The sequence below is a fragment of the Variovorax sp. Root473 genome (assembly GCF_001426505.1).
Lineage (GTDB): Bacteria > Pseudomonadota > Gammaproteobacteria > Burkholderiales > Burkholderiaceae_C > Variovorax.
Genome location: NZ_LMEV01000017.1, coordinates 684643 through 702879, shown reverse-complemented (window position 1 = coordinate 702879; position 18237 = coordinate 684643). Strand labels below are relative to the sequence as shown.

Annotated in this window: 16 protein-coding genes; 1 reads left to right on the top strand and 15 read right to left on the bottom strand. The window is 66.5% G+C overall.

The features are described 5' to 3' along the window. Positions 1-18: 18 nt before the first annotated feature. From ASD34_RS16600 to ASD34_RS16585, 4 genes are read right to left on the bottom strand one after another with little or no spacing between them, the layout of a single operon-like run. Positions 19-1581 (bottom strand): DHA2 family efflux MFS transporter permease subunit, encoded by a 1563-nt coding sequence (locus tag ASD34_RS16600; protein WP_056579612.1) that lies wholly within the window; start codon positions 1579-1581, stop codon positions 19-21. Between the two features lie 38 nt (positions 1582-1619). Continuing rightward, positions 1620-2948: an efflux RND transporter periplasmic adaptor subunit gene (locus ASD34_RS16595; RefSeq protein ID WP_056579610.1), complete on the bottom strand. Its 1329-nt coding sequence runs from the start codon at positions 2946-2948 to the stop codon at positions 1620-1622. Between the two features lie 35 nt (positions 2949-2983). Then, a complete protein-coding gene (locus ASD34_RS16590; protein WP_056579608.1) occupies positions 2984-4462 on the bottom strand; it encodes an efflux transporter outer membrane subunit in 1479 nt (492 codons plus the stop codon). Continuing rightward, positions 4455-4991, bottom strand: coding sequence for a MarR family winged helix-turn-helix transcriptional regulator (locus ASD34_RS16585; protein WP_056579606.1), 537 nt, complete (start codon positions 4989-4991; stop codon positions 4455-4457). Before ASD34_RS16585 ends, ASD34_RS16590 begins: the two co-directional genes overlap by 8 nt. A 78-nt stretch (positions 4992-5069) precedes the next feature. On the opposite strand from ASD34_RS16585, the gene ASD34_RS16580 reads away from it, so the two are divergent. Further along, positions 5070-6857 (top strand): ABC transporter transmembrane domain-containing protein, encoded by a 1788-nt coding sequence (locus tag ASD34_RS16580; RefSeq protein ID WP_056579604.1) that lies wholly within the window; start codon positions 5070-5072, stop codon positions 6855-6857. A gap of 34 nt (positions 6858-6891) precedes the next feature. Here ASD34_RS16580 and ASD34_RS16575 read toward each other — a convergent pair whose 3' ends face one another. Genes ASD34_RS16575 through nuoG form a run of 11 tightly spaced genes read right to left on the bottom strand, consistent with a single transcriptional unit; the run spans position 6892 to position 18190 of the window. Continuing rightward, the gene (locus ASD34_RS16575; RefSeq protein ID WP_056579602.1) at positions 6892-7377 is read right to left on the bottom strand and encodes a DUF1178 family protein; all 486 of its coding nucleotides are present in this window, start codon (positions 7375-7377) and stop codon (positions 6892-6894) included. A 7-nt stretch (positions 7378-7384) separates the two neighbouring features. Then, on the bottom strand, positions 7385-7990 hold the full coding sequence (locus ASD34_RS16570) for an NUDIX domain-containing protein (protein WP_056579600.1): 606 nt from the start codon (positions 7988-7990) through the stop codon (positions 7385-7387). A gap of 1 nt (position 7991) precedes the next feature. Further along, positions 7992-8297: a DUF2818 family protein gene (locus tag ASD34_RS16565; RefSeq protein ID WP_056579599.1), complete on the bottom strand. Its 306-nt coding sequence runs from the start codon at positions 8295-8297 to the stop codon at positions 7992-7994. 16 nt (positions 8298-8313) lie between these two features. Next, positions 8314-9801: an NADH-quinone oxidoreductase subunit NuoN gene (nuoN, locus tag ASD34_RS16560; RefSeq protein ID WP_056579597.1), complete on the bottom strand. Its 1488-nt coding sequence runs from the start codon at positions 9799-9801 to the stop codon at positions 8314-8316. Positions 9802-9825: 24 nt separating this feature from the next. Then, on the bottom strand, positions 9826-11304 hold the full coding sequence (locus tag ASD34_RS16555) for an NADH-quinone oxidoreductase subunit M (RefSeq protein ID WP_056579595.1): 1479 nt from the start codon (positions 11302-11304) through the stop codon (positions 9826-9828). A gap of 25 nt (positions 11305-11329) precedes the next feature. Continuing rightward, positions 11330-13375, bottom strand: a complete 2046-nt coding sequence (gene nuoL, locus ASD34_RS16550) for an NADH-quinone oxidoreductase subunit L (RefSeq protein WP_056579593.1) — start codon at positions 13373-13375, stop codon at positions 11330-11332. A 7-nt stretch (positions 13376-13382) separates the two neighbouring features. Beyond that, a complete protein-coding gene (gene nuoK, locus ASD34_RS16545; RefSeq protein WP_056579591.1) occupies positions 13383-13691 on the bottom strand; it encodes an NADH-quinone oxidoreductase subunit NuoK in 309 nt (102 codons plus the stop codon). Next, entirely contained in the window at positions 13688-14344 is a 657-nt protein-coding gene (locus ASD34_RS16540; RefSeq protein ID WP_056579588.1) for an NADH-quinone oxidoreductase subunit J, read from the bottom strand. Before ASD34_RS16540 ends, nuoK begins: the two co-directional genes overlap by 4 nt. A 37-nt stretch (positions 14345-14381) precedes the next feature. Then, complete coding sequence (gene nuoI, locus ASD34_RS16535) at positions 14382-14927, bottom strand: NADH-quinone oxidoreductase subunit NuoI (RefSeq protein WP_056579586.1); 546 nt, start codon at positions 14925-14927, stop codon at positions 14382-14384. 18 nt (positions 14928-14945) lie between these two features. Beyond that, complete coding sequence (gene nuoH / locus ASD34_RS16530; RefSeq protein ID WP_056579584.1) at positions 14946-16022, bottom strand: NADH-quinone oxidoreductase subunit NuoH; 1077 nt, start codon at positions 16020-16022, stop codon at positions 14946-14948. Continuing rightward, entirely contained in the window at positions 16019-18190 is a 2172-nt protein-coding gene (gene nuoG / locus ASD34_RS16525) for an NADH-quinone oxidoreductase subunit NuoG (protein ID WP_056579582.1), read from the bottom strand. The genes nuoH and nuoG overlap by 4 nt, the downstream gene beginning before the upstream one ends. Positions 18191-18237: the final 47 nt, after the last annotated feature.

Below are 18237 nucleotides of genomic sequence, written 5' to 3'. Positions count from 1 at the left end.
GGAGGAGGCGTGTTGTTGTCAGTGCGCGCCGGCCGCCGCGTCGCCGCCCGCGCCGCCCTTTTGCGGGCGCGCCAGCCACACCAGCGGGATCAGCAGCAGGAACAGCACAGCCGACGCATAGAAGATGTCGTTCGTCGCGAGCATGAACGCCTGCTGGTCGACGAGGCGGTTGATCTGCCCCAGCACCTGCTCGGTGCTGAAGCCGCTGCCCGTCAGTCCCGAGATGGCGCTGGTGGCCGCGCTGTTGCCCGGGTTCACCGATTCCACGAGTTGCGCATGGTGCAGCGCCGCGCGGCTGTCCCACAGCGTGGTGGCGATCGACGTGCCCATGGCGCCCGCCGTGATCCGCAGGAAGTTCGACAGCCCCGACGCGGCCGGGATGCGGTCGGGCGTGAGGCCCGACAGCGTGATGGTCACGAGCGGAATGAAGAAGAACGCCATCGCGATGCCCTGGATGATCGTCGGGATGATGATCGTCACGAAGTCGGCCTGCGTGTTGAAGTTCGAGCGCATCCACAGCACCAGCGCGAACACGAGGAACGAGAAGGTCGCGTAGCGGCGCGGGTCGATCTTGGACACCGTGAGGCCCACCACCGGCGAGAAGAAGATCGCCAGCAGCCCCACGGGCGCCATGATCATCCCGGCCTGCGTGGCGGTGTAGCCCATCCACTGCTGCAACCACAGCGGCAGCAGCACCACGTTGCCGAAGAACAGGCCGTAGGCGATGGCGGTTGCCACCGCGCCCGACCAGAAGTTGCGGCGCTTGAACAGCGACAGGTCGACCACCGGGTGCTTGTCGGTCAGCTCCCAGACCAGGAAGAACGCGAAGCCGACGGCGGCCACCACGGCCATGGTGACGATCTCGGCCGAGTGGAACCAGTCGAGCTCCTTGCCCTTGTCGAGCATGAGCTGCAGCGAGCCGACCCACAGCACCAGCAGCGCCAGGCCGATGGCGTCGATCGGCACCTTGTGCGTGTTGCTCTCGCGCTTGCGGTACAGCGCCCAGGTGATGGCCGCCGCCACGATGCCGACCGGGATGTTGATGTAGAAGATCCACGGCCACGAGATGTTGTCGGTGATCCAGCCGCCGAGCAGCGGCCCCATCACCGGCGCGACCAGCGTGGTCATCGACCACATCGCCATGGCCAGGCCGGCCTTGGCGCGCGGGTAGCTCGACAGCAGCAGCGTCTGCGACAGCGGAATCATCGGGCCCGCGACGAAGCCCTGCAGCGCGCGAAAGGCGATCAGCGTGGTCATGTTCGGCGCCAGACCGCACAGCAGCGACGCGATCATGAACAGGATCACACTGGCCATGAACAGGCGCACCTGTCCGAAGCGCTGGGTCATGAAACCCGTGAGCGGCACCGCGATGGCGTTGGCCACCGCGAAGCTGGTGATGACCCAGGTGCCTTGCGTGGTGCTCACGCCAAGGTCGCCCGAGATGGCCGGCAGCGACACGTTCGCGATCGACGAGTCGAGCACGTTCATGAAGGTGGCGGCGGACAGCGCGACCGTGCCCCACACGCGGGCGGAGCCCTCGAGCGGGGGGTGCGCGATGTAGGCGGGAGCAGCAGTGGCCATGGCGCGGGCTGTGAGGGTTCAGCGAGTACGCGCTGCGATCAGCCCGGCTGGCCCTGCGTGGCGACGTGCGCGGCCGGCGCCGCTGTGGCTGCTGCAGCCGGGCGGCTGGCCGCCGCTGCCGGCGCGCCGCGGCCGAGGTTGGCGGCCACGATGCGTTCCACCTCGGCGTCGGCGCCGCGGTCGAGCTGGCTGTAGACCTGCGTCTGCGCGAAGGCGGTGCTGCGCGGCGCGTCGGCCAGCATCTTGCCGGTCTTCTGCGTGATGTCGATCTCGGCGTCCATCGACAGGCCGATGCGCAGCGGGTTGGCCTTGAGCTGCTCGGGGTCGAGCGCGATGCGCACGGGCACGCGCTGCACCACCTTGATCCAGTTGCCGGTGGCGTTCTGCGCCGGCAGCAGCGCAAAGGCGGCGCCCGTGCCCACGCCCAGGCCGGCGACCTTGCCGGTGTACTCGACCTTCTTGCCGTACACGTCGGCCGTGAGCTTCACGGGCTGGTCGATGCGGATGTTGCGCAGCTGCACTTCCTTGAAGTTGGCGTCGACCCACAGCTGGTGCAGCGGCACGATCGACATCATCGGCGTGCCGGCGGCCACGCGCTGGCCCAGTTGCACGGTGCGCTTGGCGACGTAGCCGTCGACCGGCGCGGGCATGGCCACGCGCTGCGTGGCGAGGTAGGCCTCGCGCACCTTGGCGGCGGCGGCCAGCACGCTGGGATGCTGGGCCACGCTGGTGCCTTCGGTCAGCGACTGGTTGCTGGCCAGCGCCTCGCGCGCGGCGACCACGCCGGCCTGTGCGGCAGCGAGCGCACTCTTGGCGTTGGCCAGTTGCGTCTCGGCGTGGTTGAGTTCTTCCTTGGACACGGCACCGTTGCCCGACAGCGCGCGGCGGCGCTGCAGGTCGTCCTGCGCCTTGGCGATGTCGCTCTGGGCCTTGGCGATGTCGCTCTGGCGCAGCGTGACCTGCGCGGCCAGCGAACCGTTGTTGGCGTACAGCGTGCGCACCTGGCGCACGGCCTGCGCGAGCGCGGCCTCGGCCTGCTCGAGCGCCACCTTGGCATCGGCCGGGTCGAGCTGCACCAGCGGCTGGCCGGCTTTCACGAAGTCGGTGTCGTCGGCGCCGATGGCCATGACGGTGCCGCCGATCTGCGGCGTGATCTGGATGACGTTGCCCTGCACGTAGGCGTTGTCGGTGTTCTCGTAGTGGCTGGCGACCAGCCATTCGTACAGGCCCCAGCCGCCACCGGCGACCAGCACCACGGCGGTGAGAACGGTGAGTGCGCGGCGGCGCTTGCCGTTGCCCGCAGGCGCCTCGGGCGCTGCGGTGGTGGACACGGGGGAAGCGGATGTCGGCGTGTTGTTATCGCTCATGATGGAGTTCTTTCCGAAGAAGGCGGATCAGCAAATCAGTTCTGGGTGGCGGCCGCCGGGGCCGCAGCCGTCGCGGTGGCCGGCGGCTGCCAGCCGCCGCCGAGGGCGCGCGCCAGGCCCACCTGCGTGTCGAGGGCGCGGGCCGCCAGGTCGACCGCGAGGCGGCGCTGGGCCAGCACGGCGGTTTCAGCGGTCAGCACGTTGAGGTAGTTGCCCAGGCCCGCGCGGTAGCGCTGCACGGCAATGTCGTAGGCACCTTCGGCGGCCGTCTGCGCGGCGCGCTGCTCGGCCTGCTGGCGCACGATCGACTGCGCGCTCGAGACCTGGTCGGCCGCGTCGCGCACGGCGTCGAGCACGGTGGCGTTGTAGCTCTCGATGGCCACGTCGAGGTCGGCCGACTTGCCGCGCAGGTTGGCGCGCAGGCGCCCGCCTTCGAAGATCGGCAGGTGGATGGCCGGGCCCACACCCCACTGCTCGCTGCCCGACTTGAGCAGCTTGCCGAAGCCCAGGCTCTGGAAGCCGGCAAAGGCCGTGAGGTTCACGTTGGGATAGAACTGGGTCTTGGCGTTGGCCACGTCGCTGGTGGCGGCTTCGACGCGCCAGCGCGCGGCGGCGATGTCGGCGCGGCGGCCCAGCAGGTCGGCCGGAATGTTCGCCTGCAGCGCCATCGGCTTCACGCCGGCGAGCACCGGCGGCTTGAGCGACGCTGACACGTTGGGCTGGCCCACGAGCGCATCGAGCGCGTGCTGCTGCAGCGCAATCTGTTCGTTGAGCGCTTCGATCTGCTGGCGTGCTTCAGGCAGGCCGCCTTCGCTCTGGCGCAGTTCGAGGCGGGTGTCCAGGCCCGCCGAGACGCGGTCGCGCACCAGCTTGAAGGTTTCGTCGCGCTGGGCCAGCGTGCGCTTGGCCACTTCGACCTGTTCGTTCAGGCGTGCCCACTGGAAGTAGCTGCGCGCCACGTTGCTTGCGAGCAGCACGCGCGCGGCATCGGCGTCGGCGGCGGCCGCGTTGGCTGCGCCCAAGGCGGTGTCGAGTGCGCTGCGGTTCTTGCCGAAGAAGTCGAGCTCCCAGCTCGCGCCCAGCTGCAGCAGGCCGATGTTCTGCGTCGAGCCACCCAGCGGCGCCGGGTAGATGTAGTTGCTGTTGAACTTCTGGCGGTTCAGGTTGAGGTCGGCGCCGACCTTGGGCAGCAGCGCCGCGCCGGCGATGTCCGCGAAGGCCTGGGCACGCACGAGGCGCGCACGCGCGACCTGCAGGTTCGGGTTGCCGGCCACGGCCTGGTCGATCAGCGCATTGAGCTGGCTGTCGCCGAAGGCCTGCCACCACTGGCTGTCGAGGGCGGGTACGGTGGCGTGCGCAGGGTCGGCCGCGATGCCGAGCGTGGTCGCATCGCGCAACGTCGCGTGCGAGGCGATGCCGGCCATGTCGGCGCAACCGGCGAGCGCGACCACCGCCAGCGCGGCGGCCACGACAGGCGTGCGACGCAGCGCGCGCACGGCGAAAGACTCATTCATTCTTCTCTCCACGGGCCGCGAGGCCCTGTGCGTTGTCGAGGATGCGGCGCAAGTAGTCCTTGAGCTGCTTCCATTCTTCGGTGGTGAAGCCGGCCAGGTACTCGTTCTGCACCCGGCTCAGCACATAGGGCACTTCCTTCGCGGCCGCACGGCCTTCGTCGGTGAGCTCGATATTGACCACGCGGCGGTCTTCGAGCGAGCGCACGCGCCGGCACAGGCCCTTGGCCTCGAGGCGGTCGAGCAGGCGCGTCATGGCGCCGGTATCGAGTTCGCAGGCGCGGGCGAGTTCGGCCACGGTGGTGGCAGCGCCGACGTGCAGCTTGTACAGCGGCACCCACTGCGGGTAGGTGGGGCTGCCGGGCTCGCACATGCGCGTGCCCACCGTCTGGCCGACAGACGTGACGATGCGGCGCATCAGGTAGCCGATGCTCTCTTCGGCGCGGTAGTCCTCGGCGCGATAGAAGGCGGCCGGCGGGCGCGCGGCCTCGTCGGGCGTCGGAGGGACCGGGGAAATGGGGGCATCGCTCATGCCTGAAATATTAGTTGCCATGGCAATTACTGTCAAGGCGACCTTTGTGGGGGCAAGGGCTCGGTAGAATTCGCGCCCATGGCTTCTTCCCCTCCGTCGTCCTCCGCAGGCAAGGGCTCGCCCCGCTCGCTGTCGGGGCTGCGCCCCTTCCTTCGCCCCTACCGCGTGCAGATCGTGCTGGCGGGGGTTTTCCTGGTGATGGCGGCGGTCACGACGCTGGTTTTTCCTATCGCCCTGCGAAGCCTGATTGATGGCGGCCTGGTCAGCGCCGACAAGGGCGCGCAGACCATGGCGCTGCGCGAGCACTTCGGGGCCCTCTTCGCGGTGGCGGTGGCGCTGGGGCTGTTTTCGGCCGCGCGCTTCTACACGGTGAGCTGGCTCGGCGAGCGCGTGACGGCCGACCTGCGCAACGCGGTCTACGGCCATGTGCTGCAGCAGAGCCCCGTCTTCTTCGAGACCACGCAGACCGGCGAGGTGCTGTCGCGCCTCACGGCCGACACCACGCTCGTGCAGACGGTCGTCGGCTCGTCGCTGAGCATGGGCCTGCGCAACGCCGTCATGGGCGTGGGCGCGCTGGCGGTGCTGGTGTGGACCAATCCCTATGTGATGGTGCAGGTGCTGGGCATCCTGGTGCTGGTGGTGCTGCCGAGCATGTGGTTCGGCCGCCGCGTGCGCAAGCTGTCGCGCGCCAGCCAGGACCGCGTGGCCGACTCCAGCGCCATCGCGGCCGAGGTGCTGAACGCGATTCCGGTGGTGCAGAGCTACACGGCCGAAGGCCGCGAGGCCGACCGCTTCAGCAGCTCGACCGAGAACGCCTTCCAGACCGCCGTGCGCCGCACGCGCGCGCGCTCGGTGCTGGTGGCCTTCATCATCATCGCCACCTCGGCCGCCCTGCTCTGGGGCCTGTACGAAGGCACGCAGGCCGTGCTGCGCGGCGACATCACGGCCGGCCACCTGGGTCAGACCGTGGTCTACGTGGTGATCCTGGCGAGCGCCACGGCCGTGCTCGGCGAGGTGTACGGCGACCTGCTGCGCGCAGCCGGCGCCACCGAACGCCTGATGGAACTGCTGCACGCGCCGACGGCCATCGCCTCACCCGCGCGGCCGGCGGTCGCGCCCGTTCCCGCGGCGGGCAGCGCCATCCGCTTCGACGCGATCACTTTCCACTACCCCTCGCGGCCGGGCACGCCGGCGCTGCGCGACTTCAGCCTGGACATCGCACCGGGCGAGACCGTGGCGCTGGTGGGCTCGAGCGGCGCGGGCAAGAGCACGGTGTTCCAACTGCTGCTGCGCTACTACGACCCGCAGTCGGGCCGCATCGTGCTCGACGGCGCACCGCTGGACGCGCTCGCGTTGCACGATCTGCGCACCCGCATCGGCCTCGTGCCGCAGGACGCGGTGATCTTCTCGGCCAGCGCCTTCGAGAACATCCGCTACGGCCGGCCCGACGCCAGCGCCGACGAGGTGCACGCCGCGGCGCGTGCGGCCTTTGCGCACGACTTCCTGCAGGCCCTGCCCGAGGGCTACGACACCTTCCTGGGTGAACGCGGTGTGCGGCTGTCGGGCGGCCAACGCCAGCGCATCGCCATCGCGCGGGCCATCTTGAAGAATCCGCCGCTGCTGCTGCTCGACGAAGCCACCAGCGCGCTCGACGCCGAGAGCGAACGCATGGTGCAGGCCGCGCTGGAATCGGCGATGGAAAACCGCACCACGCTCGTGATCGCCCACCGCCTGGCGACCGTGCAGAAGGCCGACCGCATCATCGTGCTGGACCACGGCGGCATCGTCGAACAGGGAACGCACGCGGCGCTGGTGGCGCAAGGCGGCGTGTACGCGCGGCTGGCTGCGCTGCAGTTCACGGCCTGAGGGGGCGGCCGGACGGGCTCGTCGAGCCAGCCAGTTACTGCAGGGTTTCTTTCAGCGCCGCCGGAATCGGCAGCGCCATCACCGGAATGCCTTCGTCGAGCAGCGCCTCGGTCTGCTCGGGCGTGGCCTGGCCGCGGATGCCGCGCTCGGCGGTTTCGCCGTAGTGCATCTTGCGCGCCTCGTCGGCAAAGCGGTCGCCGACGTCTTCGGTCTTGGCCAGCACCTCGCGCACGGCACGCATCCAGCGGGCTTCGGGTGAAGTCGAGGATGCCGATACCTGCGTGGAAGGCGATGCGGGCGCCGCCGGCGCATGGGCCGCGTCGCCGCGCCCTTCTTCCTTCGGCGCCTTGGCGTTGCTCAGGTTCAGGCGGGGCGCGCTCAGCAGCTTGACGATCGCGGTGTCGCCACAGACCGGGCACTCGACCAGGCCGCTTGCGAGCTGGCTGTCGAACGCCTCGTTGGACGCGAACCAGCCCTCGAAGCCGTGGCCGTGTGTGCAGCGGAGATCGAGGACCTTCATGCGCGGATTATCCCGCGCCGCCTTGCGAGGCTGCGGCCTGCCAATCCAGTGCCCATGCGCCTGAGAGGACGTTCTGCAGCCACAGGGCGCAGGTGAGCGTCTTCGCGTCGGTCACGGTGCCGTCGCGGCACCAGCCGATGAGCTCCTGCGGCGTGGCGGTGAACACGTCGAGGAACTCGCCGTGGTCCAGCTGGCGCTCGCCCAGCGAGAGGCCGCGTGCGAAGTAGATGTGGATGATTTCGGTCGAGTACGCCACCGCGAGATGCGTGGCGCCGGCATGCGCCCATTCGCGCGCGGTGTAGCCGGTTTCCTCGAGCAGCTCGCGCTGGCCGCACAGCAGCGGATCTTCGCCGGCGTCGAGCTTGCCCGCGGGAAACTCGACGATCACACGCTCCACCGGATAGCGGAACTGGCGCTCCAGCACCACGCGGCCATCGTCGAGCAGCGGAATGACCACCACCGCGCCGGGATGCACCACGTACTCGCGCGTGGCGCTGTGGCCGTCGGGCAGGCGGATGGTGTCGCGCTTGGCGTGCAGGAACTTGCCCTTGAAGAGCTCTTCGCTGCTGACGAGCTCTTCTTTCAAATGCGAGTCGGCGATCGGAGAAGTCATGTCAGTGCCTGTGCTTCATCAGGTAGCGCCAGGTGAATCCCGGGAAGGCCAGCACGACGAACAGCGAGGCCGTCACCGCGTAGAACTCCCAGCCCTGGGGGGCGATCTGCCCTGCCCTGCGTTCGAACAGTAAGCCGATGCCGCCAGCGATGAAGTACAGCACCAACAGCTCGCCGAAACGGATCGCCAGCGACTTGTGCGTGGCCGGCAGCGGCACCGCCCCGAACAGGCGCTCGTTGAGGAACGGCAGGTTGGCGGCCACCAGGGCCACCAACAGCACCACCCAGACCGACGCGGTTTGCGACACCGTGTTGCGGGCCGCGTCAGTGGGCCAGCGTGGCCGCGATGGCGTCGTAGCACAGCGTCATGAGACCGCCGGGCAGCACGCCAAGAATCAGGATCAGCGCGCCGTTGATCGTGAGCACGGTGCGCACATCGAACGAGGCCGACACGGTGGTCGCCGTGACGGGGGCGTCGAAGTACATGACCTTGACCACGCGCAGGTAGTAGAACGCGCCGATCAGCGACATGACCACGGCGAACACGGCCAGGCCGATGTAGATGGCGGCGCCCGACGCGATCAGCGCCTGCAGCACGGCGAGCTTCGCGTAGAAGCCCACCAGAGGCGGCAGCCCGGCCAGCGAGAACATCGCGATCGCCATCACGCCGGCATACAGCGGGCTGCGCTGGTTCAGGCCGGCCAGGTCGGTGATCTCTTCGCTTTCGAAGCCTTCGCGCGCCAGCAACAGAATGATGCCGAAGCTCGCCAGCGTGGTCAGCACATAGGTGATGACGTAGAACATCGAGGCGCTGTAGGCCGCCTGTGCGTTCTGCGTGCCCTGCTGGTCGGAACCCGCCACCAGGCCCAGCAGCATGAAGCCCATCTGCGCGATGGTCGAGTAGGCCAGCATGCGCTTGAGGTTGCTCTGTGCAATGGCGGCCAGGTTGCCGATCACCAGCGAGGCGATCGCCAGCACGGCGAGCATCTGCTGCCAGTCGATGGCCAGGGGCTGCAGGCCGTCGACCAGGAGGCGGATGATGATGCCGAAGGCCGCCAGCTCGGGCGCGGCGCCGATCAGCAGCGTGATCGCCGTCGGTGCGCCCTGGTAGACGTCGGGCACCCACATGTGGAACGGTGCAGCGCCGACCTTGAAGGCCAGGCCCGCCACGATGAAGACCAGGCCGAACACCAGCACCTGGTGGTTCACCTTGCCGGTCGAGATCGCCTTGAACACTTCGTTCAGGTCGAGCGACCCGGTGGCGCCGTACATCATCGACAGGCCGTACAGCAGGAACCCGCTGGCCATGGCGCCGAGCACGAAGTACTTCATGGCGGCTTCGCTGGCCACCGCGTGGTCGCGGCGCAGGGCCACGAGCGCATAGCTCGACAACGTGAGCAGCTCGAGGCCGAGGTAGATCAGCAGGAAATTGCTGCCGCCGATCATCACGAACATGCCCAGCAGCGCCAGCATGCTGATCGTGAACATCTCGCCGCCGCGCAGCATCTCACGGTCGGCCGCGTAGGGACGGCCGTAGACCAGCGTCACCATCAGCGCGAGCGAAGCGAAGCACTTGAGCCAGTTGCCCATCGAGTCGCTCACCACCATGCCGCCGAAGCCATAGGAGGTTTTGCCGCCGACAGCGGCCAGGCCCGTGAGCACGGCCACTGCCGCCAGCGTGAGCAGTGTCAGGATGTAGGTGCGGGTGCGGCGCGGGCTCGTGTCCGACAGGTCGACCAGCGCAATGATGCAGGCCATGACCAGCAACACGATTTCGGGGTAGATCGTCACCCAGCTGAGTTTGTCAATCATCTCGTTCTCTTCTTCAGCGTGGCATCAGACGGGCAGCTTCGACATCGCCATGTGGCGCAGAAGCTCGACGACGGAGGCATCCATCGCGTCGGTGAAAGGCTTCGGATACAGGCCCATCCACAGCACGGCGATGGCCAGCAGCGAGAGCATCAGGAATTCGCGGGCGTTGATGTCCTTCAGGTCCTTGACGTGGTCGTTGCCGACGGGGCCCAGGTACACGCGCTTGTACATCCACAGGGTGTAGGCGGCGCCGAAGATCAGTGCGGTGGCGGCGCCCAGGCCAATCCAGAAATTGGCCTTCACGGCGCCCAAAATGACCATCCATTCGCCCACGAAACCGGCAGTGCCCGGCAGGCCGCAGTTGGCCATGGCGAACAGCAGCGCGAACGCGGCGAACTTGGGCATGGTGTTGACCACGCCGCCGTAGTCGGCGATCTGGCGCGAGTGCACGCGGTCGTACAGCACGCCGATGCCCAGGAACATGGCGCCCGAGACGAAGCCGTGGGCAATCATCTGCACGATGCCGCCAGACACACCGAGCTCGTTGAAGATGAAGAAGCCCAGCGTCACGAAGCCCATGTGGGCGACCGACGAGTACGCCACCAGCTTCTTCATGTCCTGCTGCACCAGCGCGACGAGGCCCACGTAGATCACGGCGATCAGCGACAGCGCGATCATCAGCCACGCCCATTCGTGCGAAGCGTCAGGCGCGATGGGCATCGAGAAGCGCAGGAAACCGTAGGCACCCAGCTTCAGCATGATCGCGGCCAGCACGGCCGAACCGCCCGTGGGAGCCTCGACGTGCACGTCGGGCAACCACGTGTGGACCGGCCACATCGGCACCTTGACGGCGAAGGCCGCGAAGAAGGCAAAGAACAGGAAGGTCTGTGCGGTCGAACCCAGCGGCAGCTTGTGCCAGGCCAGGATGTCGAAGCTGCCGCCCGATTTGTTGTACAGGAAGATCAGCGCGACCAGCATCAGCAGCGAGCCGAGCAACGTGTACAGGAAGAACTTGAAGGCCGCGTAGATCTTGTTCGGGCCGCCCCAGATGCCGATGATCAGGTACATCGGGATCAGCGTGGCTTCGAAGAACACGTAGAACAGGATGCCGTCGAGCGCCGAGAACACGCCGATCATGAAACCCGACAGGATCAGGAACGCGCCCATGTACTGGTTCACGCGCTCGGTGATCACTTCCCACGCCGAGATCACGACCACGACCGTGATGAACGAGGTCAACAGCACCAGCCACAGCGACATGCCGTCGATGCCCAGGTGGTAGTTGACGTTGAAACGCGAGATCCAGCTCGTCTTCTCGACGAACTGCATCGCGGCAGTTCCGTTCTGGAAGCGCGTGAACAGCGGCACCGTGACCAGGAAGCTCACGATGGCACCGACGAGCGCGACCCAGCGCACGCCCTTGGCGTGCTCGTCGCGGCCAAACGCCAGCAGCACGGCACCGAATGCGATCGGCACCCAGATGGCAAGGCTCAACAAACCCATTTTTCTTTTTCTCCAGCGTTCGGGCTCAACGTTTGAACCAGACGAAGTACGTCATCAGGATGAAGATGCCCAGCAGCATCGCGAAGGCGTAGTGATAGATGAAGCCCGACTGCAGCCAGCGCACGACGCCAGCCACACGCCCCACCACCTTCCAGGAACCGTTGACGAGCGCGCCGTCGATCAACGCCTGGTCGCCGCCCTTCCACAGGCCCGTGCCGAGCAGGCGCGCACCGCGGGCGAGGATGTTCTCGTTGATCCAGTCGAGGTAGTACTTGTTCTCGAGCAGGCGGTACACCGGGCCAAAGGCGCGCTTGATGGCGGCCGGCAGTGCCGGGTTCATCATGTACATGTAGTACGACAGCGCCACGCCGGCCAGCGCCAGCCAGAACGGTGCGGTCTGCAGGCCGTGGATCGCCATGGCGACCGGGCCGTGGAAGGCTTCCTTCAGCTCGCCCATCGCGTGGTGCTTGGCACCGTCCACGAAGATCGCGTCCTTGAAGAAGCTGCCGAACAGCATCGGGTCGATGGTCATGAAGCCGATCACCACGGAGGGGATCGCCAGCAGCACCAGCGGCAGCCAGACCACCATCGGCGATTCGTGCGGCTTGTGGGCGTCGTGGCCATGGCCATGGTCGTCGTGTCCGTGCGCGTCGTGCGCATGGTCGTCGTGGTGTGCGTCGGGGTTCTGGTCGTAGCGTTCCTTGCCGTGGAAGACCAGGAAGTACATGCGGAACGAGTAGAACGCCGTCACGAACACGCCTGCCAGCACCGCGTAGTAAGCGAACTGCGCGCCCCACAGGTGGCTTTCGTGCACGGCCTCGATGATGCTGTCCTTCGAGTAGAAGCCCGAGAAGAACGGCGTGCCGATCAGCGCCAGCGAACCCAGCAGCGAGGTGATCCAGGTGATGGGCATGTACTTGCGCACGCCGCCCATCCAGCGGATGTCCTGGTTGTGGTGCATGCCGATGATCACCGAGCCCGCGCCGAGGAACAGCAGCGCCTTGAAGAACGCGTGCGTCATCAGGTGGAACACCGCGACCGAGTAGGCCGAGGCACCGAGCGCCACCGTCATGTAACCCAGCTGCGACAGCGTCGAGTACGCGACCACGCGCTTGATGTCGTTCTGGATGATGCCCAGGAAGCCCATGAACAGTGCGGTGATGGCGCCGATCACGAGGATGAAGCTCAGGGCCGTGTCGCTCAGCTCGAACAGCGGCGACATGCGCGCCACCATGAAGATGCCGGCGGTCACCATCGTGGCCGCGTGGATCAGCGCGGAGATGGGCGTCGGGCCTTCCATCGAGTCGGGCAGCCACACGTGCAGCGGGAACTGGGCGCTCTTGCCCATTGCGCCAATGAACAGGCAGATGCAGATCACCGTGATGAGCATCCACTCGGTGCCCGGGAAGGTGATGCCGGCCAGCGTGTGCGCCTTGGCGAAGGCTTCACTGTAGTTCAGCGTGCCGGCGTAGGCGGCGATCAGGCCGATGCCCAGGATGAAGCCGAAGTCACCCACGCGATTGACCAGGAAGGCCTTCATGTTCGCGAAGATGGCCGTGGGCTTGTTGAACCAGAAGCCGATCAGCAGGTACGACACCAGGCCCACCGCTTCCCAGCCGAAGAACAGCTGGAGCATGTTGTTGCTCATGACGAGCATCAGCATCGAGAAGGTGAACAGCGAGATGTACGAGAAGAAGCGGTTGTAGCCGTCGTCTTCTTCCATGTAGCCGATGGTATAGATGTGAACCATCAGCGACACGAAGGTCACGACGCACATCATCATGGCCGTGAGGCCGTCGACCAGGAAGCCGACTTCCATCTTCAGGCCGCCGACGATCATCCACTCGTAGAGCGTCTGGTTGAAGCGGGCGCCGTCGACGATGACCGATTTCAGCGTCAGCGCCGAGATCACAAAGGCGACGAACACGCCCAGGATGGTCAGCGAATGCGTGACCTTGCGGCCGATGTGATTACCGCCGAACTTCGTGCCGAACAGGCCGGCAAGTGCGGCGCCGACCAGGGGTGCCAGCGGCACGGCCAGCAAGGTGGATGCGGAAAGGGTTGCGCTCATACTGCTGTCAACCCTTGAGCGAGTTGAGTTCGTCGACGTTGATGCTCGACTTGTTGCGGAACAACAGGACCAGCAACGCGAGGCCGATGGCCGATTCGGCCGCCGCCACCGTCAGGATGAAGAACACGAAGATCTGGCCGTGCATGTCGCCCAGGTAGTGCGAGAAGGCCACGAAGTTCATGTTGACCGCCAGCAGCATCAGCTCGATGGCCATGAGCAGCACGATCAGGTTCTTGCGGTTCAGGAAGATGCCGATCACCGACAGCGCGAAGAGCATCGCGCCGAGCGAGAGAAAGTGTCCGAGCGTGAGCGTCATGCCTTGTTTTCCTTTGCAGCATCCGCTGCCGGGGCCTCAACCACCGGCTCGGCTGCACGCGTGACGGGCATCTGCACGATGCGCACGCGGTCGCGCGCCTTCACGCGCACCTGGTCCGACGGGTTGACGTACTTGCTGTCCTTGCGGGTGCGCAGCGTCAGTGCAATGGCGGCAATGATGGCCACCAGCAGGATGACCGCGGCGATTTCCAGCGGGTACAGGTATTCGGAATACAGCAGCTTGCCCAGTTCGAGCGTGTTCGAGCTGTTGGGCGAGGTCGTCGCCATGGCGCGCGGGCCTTCGCCCAGGCGGAAGCCGCCCATGAGCACGGCCGCCATTTCGAGCGCGATGAGCGCACCGATGCCTGCGGCCAGCGGGAAGTGCTTCCAGAAGCCCTCGCGCAGACCGTCGACGTCGATGTCCAGCATCATCACGACGAACAGGAACAGCACCATCACGGCCCCGACGTACACCAGCACGAGCGAGATCGCGAGGAACTCGGCGCGCAGCAGCAGCCAGATGGCCGAGGCCTGGAAAAAAGCCAGCACCAGGTACAGCGCGGCGTACACGGGATTGCGGGAGGTGATGACGCGGAAGGCTGCAAACAGCAGCACCGCGGCAAACAGATAGAACAGACCGGTCTTGACGTCCATTGGAATTCGATTGGTACGGGTTTCGAGCGGAGCCGGCTCAGCGGTACTTGGCGTCGGCCGCCTTGTTCGCCGCGATTTCTTTTTCGTAGCGGTCGCCCACGGCCAGCAGCATGTCCTTGGTGAAGTACAGGTCGCCGCGCTTTTCGCCGTGGTATTCGAAGATGTGCGTCTCGACGATCGAGTCGACCGGGCAGCTTTCTTCGCAGAAGCCGCAGAAGATGCACTTGGTCAGGTCGATGTCGTAGCGCGTGGTGCGGCGCGAGCCGTCGTCACGCACGTCGGATTCGATGGTGATGGCCAGCGCGGGGCACACGGCCTCGCACAGCTTGCACGCGATGCAGCGCTCTTCGCCGTTCTCGTAGCGACGCAGTGCGTGCAAGCCACGGAAGCGCGGCGACAGTGGCGTCTTCTCTTCGGGGAACTGCACGGTGATCTTGCGCGAGAAGGCGTACTTGCCCGTGATGGCCAGGCCCTTGAACAGTTCGAACAGCATGAAGCTGCCCAGGAAGTCCTTGAGCGAGAACGGCGCGGAGGCCAGCTTGGAGGGGCGTGAGAGCCCTCCGGCGGTGTGTGAAGCAGTCATGATGTCGTCGCTTCCTGCTTATTTCCAGATATTGAACGGCGTCTGCATCCAGCCACCGACCACGACCAGCCACACCAGAGTGACGGGAATGAAGATCTTCCAGCCCAGACGCATGATCTGGTCGTAGCGGAAGCGCGGGAACGTCGAGCGCACCCACAGGAACATGGTGACCACGCAGAAGGTCTTCAGGCCCAGCCAGATCCAGCCCGGGATGAAGCTCAGGAGCTCGAACGGGGGCAGCCATCCGCCGAGGAACAGGATGACGGTCAGGATCGAGACCAGCCACATGTTGGCGTACTCGGCCAGGAAGAACATCGCGAAGCTCATGCCCGAGTACTCGATCATGTGGCCGGCCACGATTTCGGACTCGCCTTCCACCACGTCGAACGGATGGCGGTTGGTTTCAGCCAGGCCGGAGATGAAGTAGACGACGAAGATCGGCAGCAGCGGCAGCCAGTTCCACGACAGAAAACCCAGCCCCAAGTCATGGAACATGCCCTTGCCCTGCACCGTCACGATGTCGGACATGTTCAGGCTGCCCGTGACCATCAACACCACGACGAAGCAGAAGCCCATCGCGATTTCGTAGCTCACCATTTGTGCCGACGCGCGCAGCGCGCCCAGGAAGGCGTACTTCGAGTTCGAGGCCCAGCCGGCGATGATCACGCCGTACACCTCGAGCGAGGTGATGGCCATCACGAACAGCAGGCCGGCGTTGATGTTGGCCAGCGCCACGTCGGGGCCGAAGGGAATCACGGCCCATGCGGCCAGCGCCGGCATGATGGTCATGATGGGGCCGAGCAGGAACAAGCCCTTGTTGGCGACCGCCGGAAGGATGATTTCCTTGGTCATCAGCTTGAGCGCGTCGGCGATCGGCTGCAGCAGGCCCAGCGGCCCGATGCGGTTCGGGCCCACGCGGATCTGCGTGAAACCGATGGCCTTGCGCTCCCACAGTGTGAGGTACGCCACGGCGCCCATCAGCGGGATCACGACGACGATGATCTTGATCAGCGTCCAGATCACGGGCCAGACCACGGCGGTCCACCAGCCTGCAGCAACCAGTCCCAGGCCGAAGCCATGAATGGAGTCGATCATGCCAGTGCCTCCTCGGCCTGAGCCGGCGCAGCCGGTGCGATCGATGCGTTGCGCGCGTCGGCAGTCAGCTGCAGCGACGGCGCGCGGCGCACGATCGAGTCGAGCTGGTAGATGCTCGCGACCACGGGCGCAGCCACTGCACCGCTGGCAGCCACGGCCTTGGCGGACGTGGCGTTGCTCAGCGCGTTCGCCGGCACGGTGCCCTTGTCACCGACGGTGGCCAGCACCTCAGCGGTCGATTCGAAGGCGAAGCCCGGCAGGCCGAGCAGGTTGGCCAGCACGCGCAGCACCTTCCATGCCGGACGCGTTTCGCCTTGCGGCTTCACGACGGCATGGAAACCCTGCAGGCGGCCCTCGGCATTGACGAAGGTACCCGGCGTTTCGGTGAACGGAGCGATGGGCAGCAACACGTCGCTGAATTCGAGGTTGGCCTTGAAGGGACTCAGCGTGACCACCATCTGCGCATTGCCGATGACATCGGCGGCGGCAGCACCAGCGGCCGAGTCGAACACCGGTTCGGTGTTCAGCAGCAGCACGGCCTTCAGGCCGGAGCCGGCGGCGAGCATGCGGCCGGCATCGAGGCCGCCGTTCTGCGGGAAGGCGCCCACGAGCTGCGCGCCCACGGTGTTGGCGGCTTCGGTCAGGTAGCCGACGGTGGCGCCGGTCTGTGCGCCGATCCAGTTCGCGAGGGCCAGCAGGCTGCTGGCTTGCGCGTGGTGCGCGGCGGCGTTGCCGAGCAGGACCGCCTTGCGTTCGCCGCTCAGCAGCGAGGCTGCGATGGCTTGTGCGGCGGCGTCGGGGGCGTTCTTCGGTGCCAGCGGCGCGGCCGCGCCGTTGGTCTGGCCGATGGCCGCGGCCACGGCGGCCAGCGTCTCGACCCACTGGTCGGCTTCGACGATCGATGCTTGCGCCACGTCGATGGCCCAGGCAACGCGGTCGGCCATGAGGCTGGAGGAGGTGATCACCGACAGCGCGGCGCCCTTGCGCACGGCCTGGCGGATGCGTTGCGCGAACAGCGGATGTTCCTTGCGCAGGTTGGAGCCGACGACCAGCGCGCGCTGCACTTGCGTGAGCGATGCGATCGACGTGCCGAGCCAGCGCACGCCTTCGAAGGCAGAGAACTCGGCGTTGCGCAGGCGGTAGTCGATGTTGTCGCTGCCGAGTTCACGCGTGAGCATGGCGGCGAGCTGCAGCTCTTCGAGCGTGCTGTGCGGGCTGACCAGCGTGCCGATGCTCTGCGCACCGTGGTCCGTCTTGATCTGCTTGAGGCCGTTGGCGACGTACTCGAGCGCCGTCTGCCAGTCGACCTGCTGCCATTGACCGCCCTGCTTCAGCATGGGCTGCGTCAGGCGTTCCGTGCCGTTGAGCGCTTCGTACGAGAAACGGTCGCGGTCGGCGATCCAGCATTCGTTGACGTCTTCGTTCTCGAGCGGCACCACGCGCATCACGCGGTTGTTCTTGACCTGGACGATCAGGTTGGCACCGGTGGAATCGTGCGGGCTCACCGACTTGCGGCGCGACAGTTCCCAGGTGCGGGCGCTGTAGCGGAACGGCTTGCTCGTGAGCGCGCCGACCGGGCAGATGTCGATCATGTTGCCCGACAGCTCGGAGTCGACCGAGTCGCCGAGGAAAGTTTCGATTTCGGAGTGCTCGCCGCGGTGCGACATGCCCAGCTCCATCACGCCGGCCACTTCCTGGCCGAACCGGACGCAGCGCGTGCAGTGGATGCAGCGGCTCATTTCTTCCATGCTGATCAGCGGGCCGACGTCCTTGTGGAACACGACGCGCTTTTCTTCTTCGTAGCGCGAAGAAGAACCGCCGTAGCCGACGGCCAGGTCTTGCAGCTGGCATTCGCCGCCCTGGTCGCAGATGGGGCAATCCAGCGGGTGGTTGATCAGCAGGAACTCCATGACGGACTGCTGGGCCTTGATGGCCTTGTCGCTCTTGGTGCGAACGATCATGCCCTGCGTGACGGGCGTGGCGCAGGCCGGCATCGGCTTGGGCGCCTTTTCCACGTCGACCAGGCACATGCGGCAGTTGGCCGCGATGCTGAGTTTCTTGTGATAGCAGAAGTGCGGAATGTAGGTGCCCGCCTTTTCGGCCGCATGCATCACCATGCTGCCTTCGGTCACTTCGACCTTCTTGCCGTCGAGTTCGATTTCGATCATGTCTGTGTTTCTTCTCGCGCCAACAGGCAGCCTCCGCCTTCGGCTGC

Bases quoted from the DNA above. Each gene is read 5' to 3' on its own strand.
- ASD34_RS16600 (WP_056579612.1), bottom strand. From the start codon at position 1,581: ATGGCCACTGCTGCTCCCGCCTACATCGCGCACCCCCCGCTCGAGGGC.
- ASD34_RS16595 (WP_056579610.1), bottom strand. From the start codon at position 2,948: ATGAGCGATAACAACACGCCGACATCCGCTTCCCCCGTGTCCACCACC.
- ASD34_RS16590 (WP_056579608.1), bottom strand. From the start codon at position 4,462: ATGAATGAGTCTTTCGCCGTGCGCGCGCTGCGTCGCACGCCTGTCGTG.
- ASD34_RS16585 (WP_056579606.1), bottom strand. From the start codon at position 4,991: ATGAGCGATGCCCCCATTTCCCCGGTCCCTCCGACGCCCGACGAGGCC.
- ASD34_RS16580 (WP_056579604.1), top strand. From the start codon at position 5,070: ATGGCTTCTTCCCCTCCGTCGTCCTCCGCAGGCAAGGGCTCGCCCCGC.
- ASD34_RS16575 (WP_056579602.1), bottom strand. From the start codon at position 7,377: ATGAAGGTCCTCGATCTCCGCTGCACACACGGCCACGGCTTCGAGGGC.
- ASD34_RS16570 (WP_056579600.1), bottom strand. From the start codon at position 7,990: ATGACTTCTCCGATCGCCGACTCGCATTTGAAAGAAGAGCTCGTCAGC.
- nuoN (WP_056579597.1), bottom strand. From the start codon at position 9,801: ATGATTGACAAACTCAGCTGGGTGACGATCTACCCCGAAATCGTGTTG.
- ASD34_RS16555 (WP_056579595.1), bottom strand. From the start codon at position 11,304: ATGGGTTTGTTGAGCCTTGCCATCTGGGTGCCGATCGCATTCGGTGCC.
- nuoL (WP_056579593.1), bottom strand. From the start codon at position 13,375: ATGAGCGCAACCCTTTCCGCATCCACCTTGCTGGCCGTGCCGCTGGCA.
- nuoK (WP_056579591.1), bottom strand. From the start codon at position 13,691: ATGACGCTCACGCTCGGACACTTTCTCTCGCTCGGCGCGATGCTCTTC.
- ASD34_RS16540 (WP_056579588.1), bottom strand. From the start codon at position 14,344: ATGGACGTCAAGACCGGTCTGTTCTATCTGTTTGCCGCGGTGCTGCTG.
- nuoI (WP_056579586.1), bottom strand. From the start codon at position 14,927: ATGACTGCTTCACACACCGCCGGAGGGCTCTCACGCCCCTCCAAGCTG.
- nuoH (WP_056579584.1), bottom strand. From the start codon at position 16,022: ATGATCGACTCCATTCATGGCTTCGGCCTGGGACTGGTTGCTGCAGGC.
- nuoG (WP_056579582.1), bottom strand. From the start codon at position 18,190: ATGATCGAAATCGAACTCGACGGCAAGAAGGTCGAAGTGACCGAAGGC.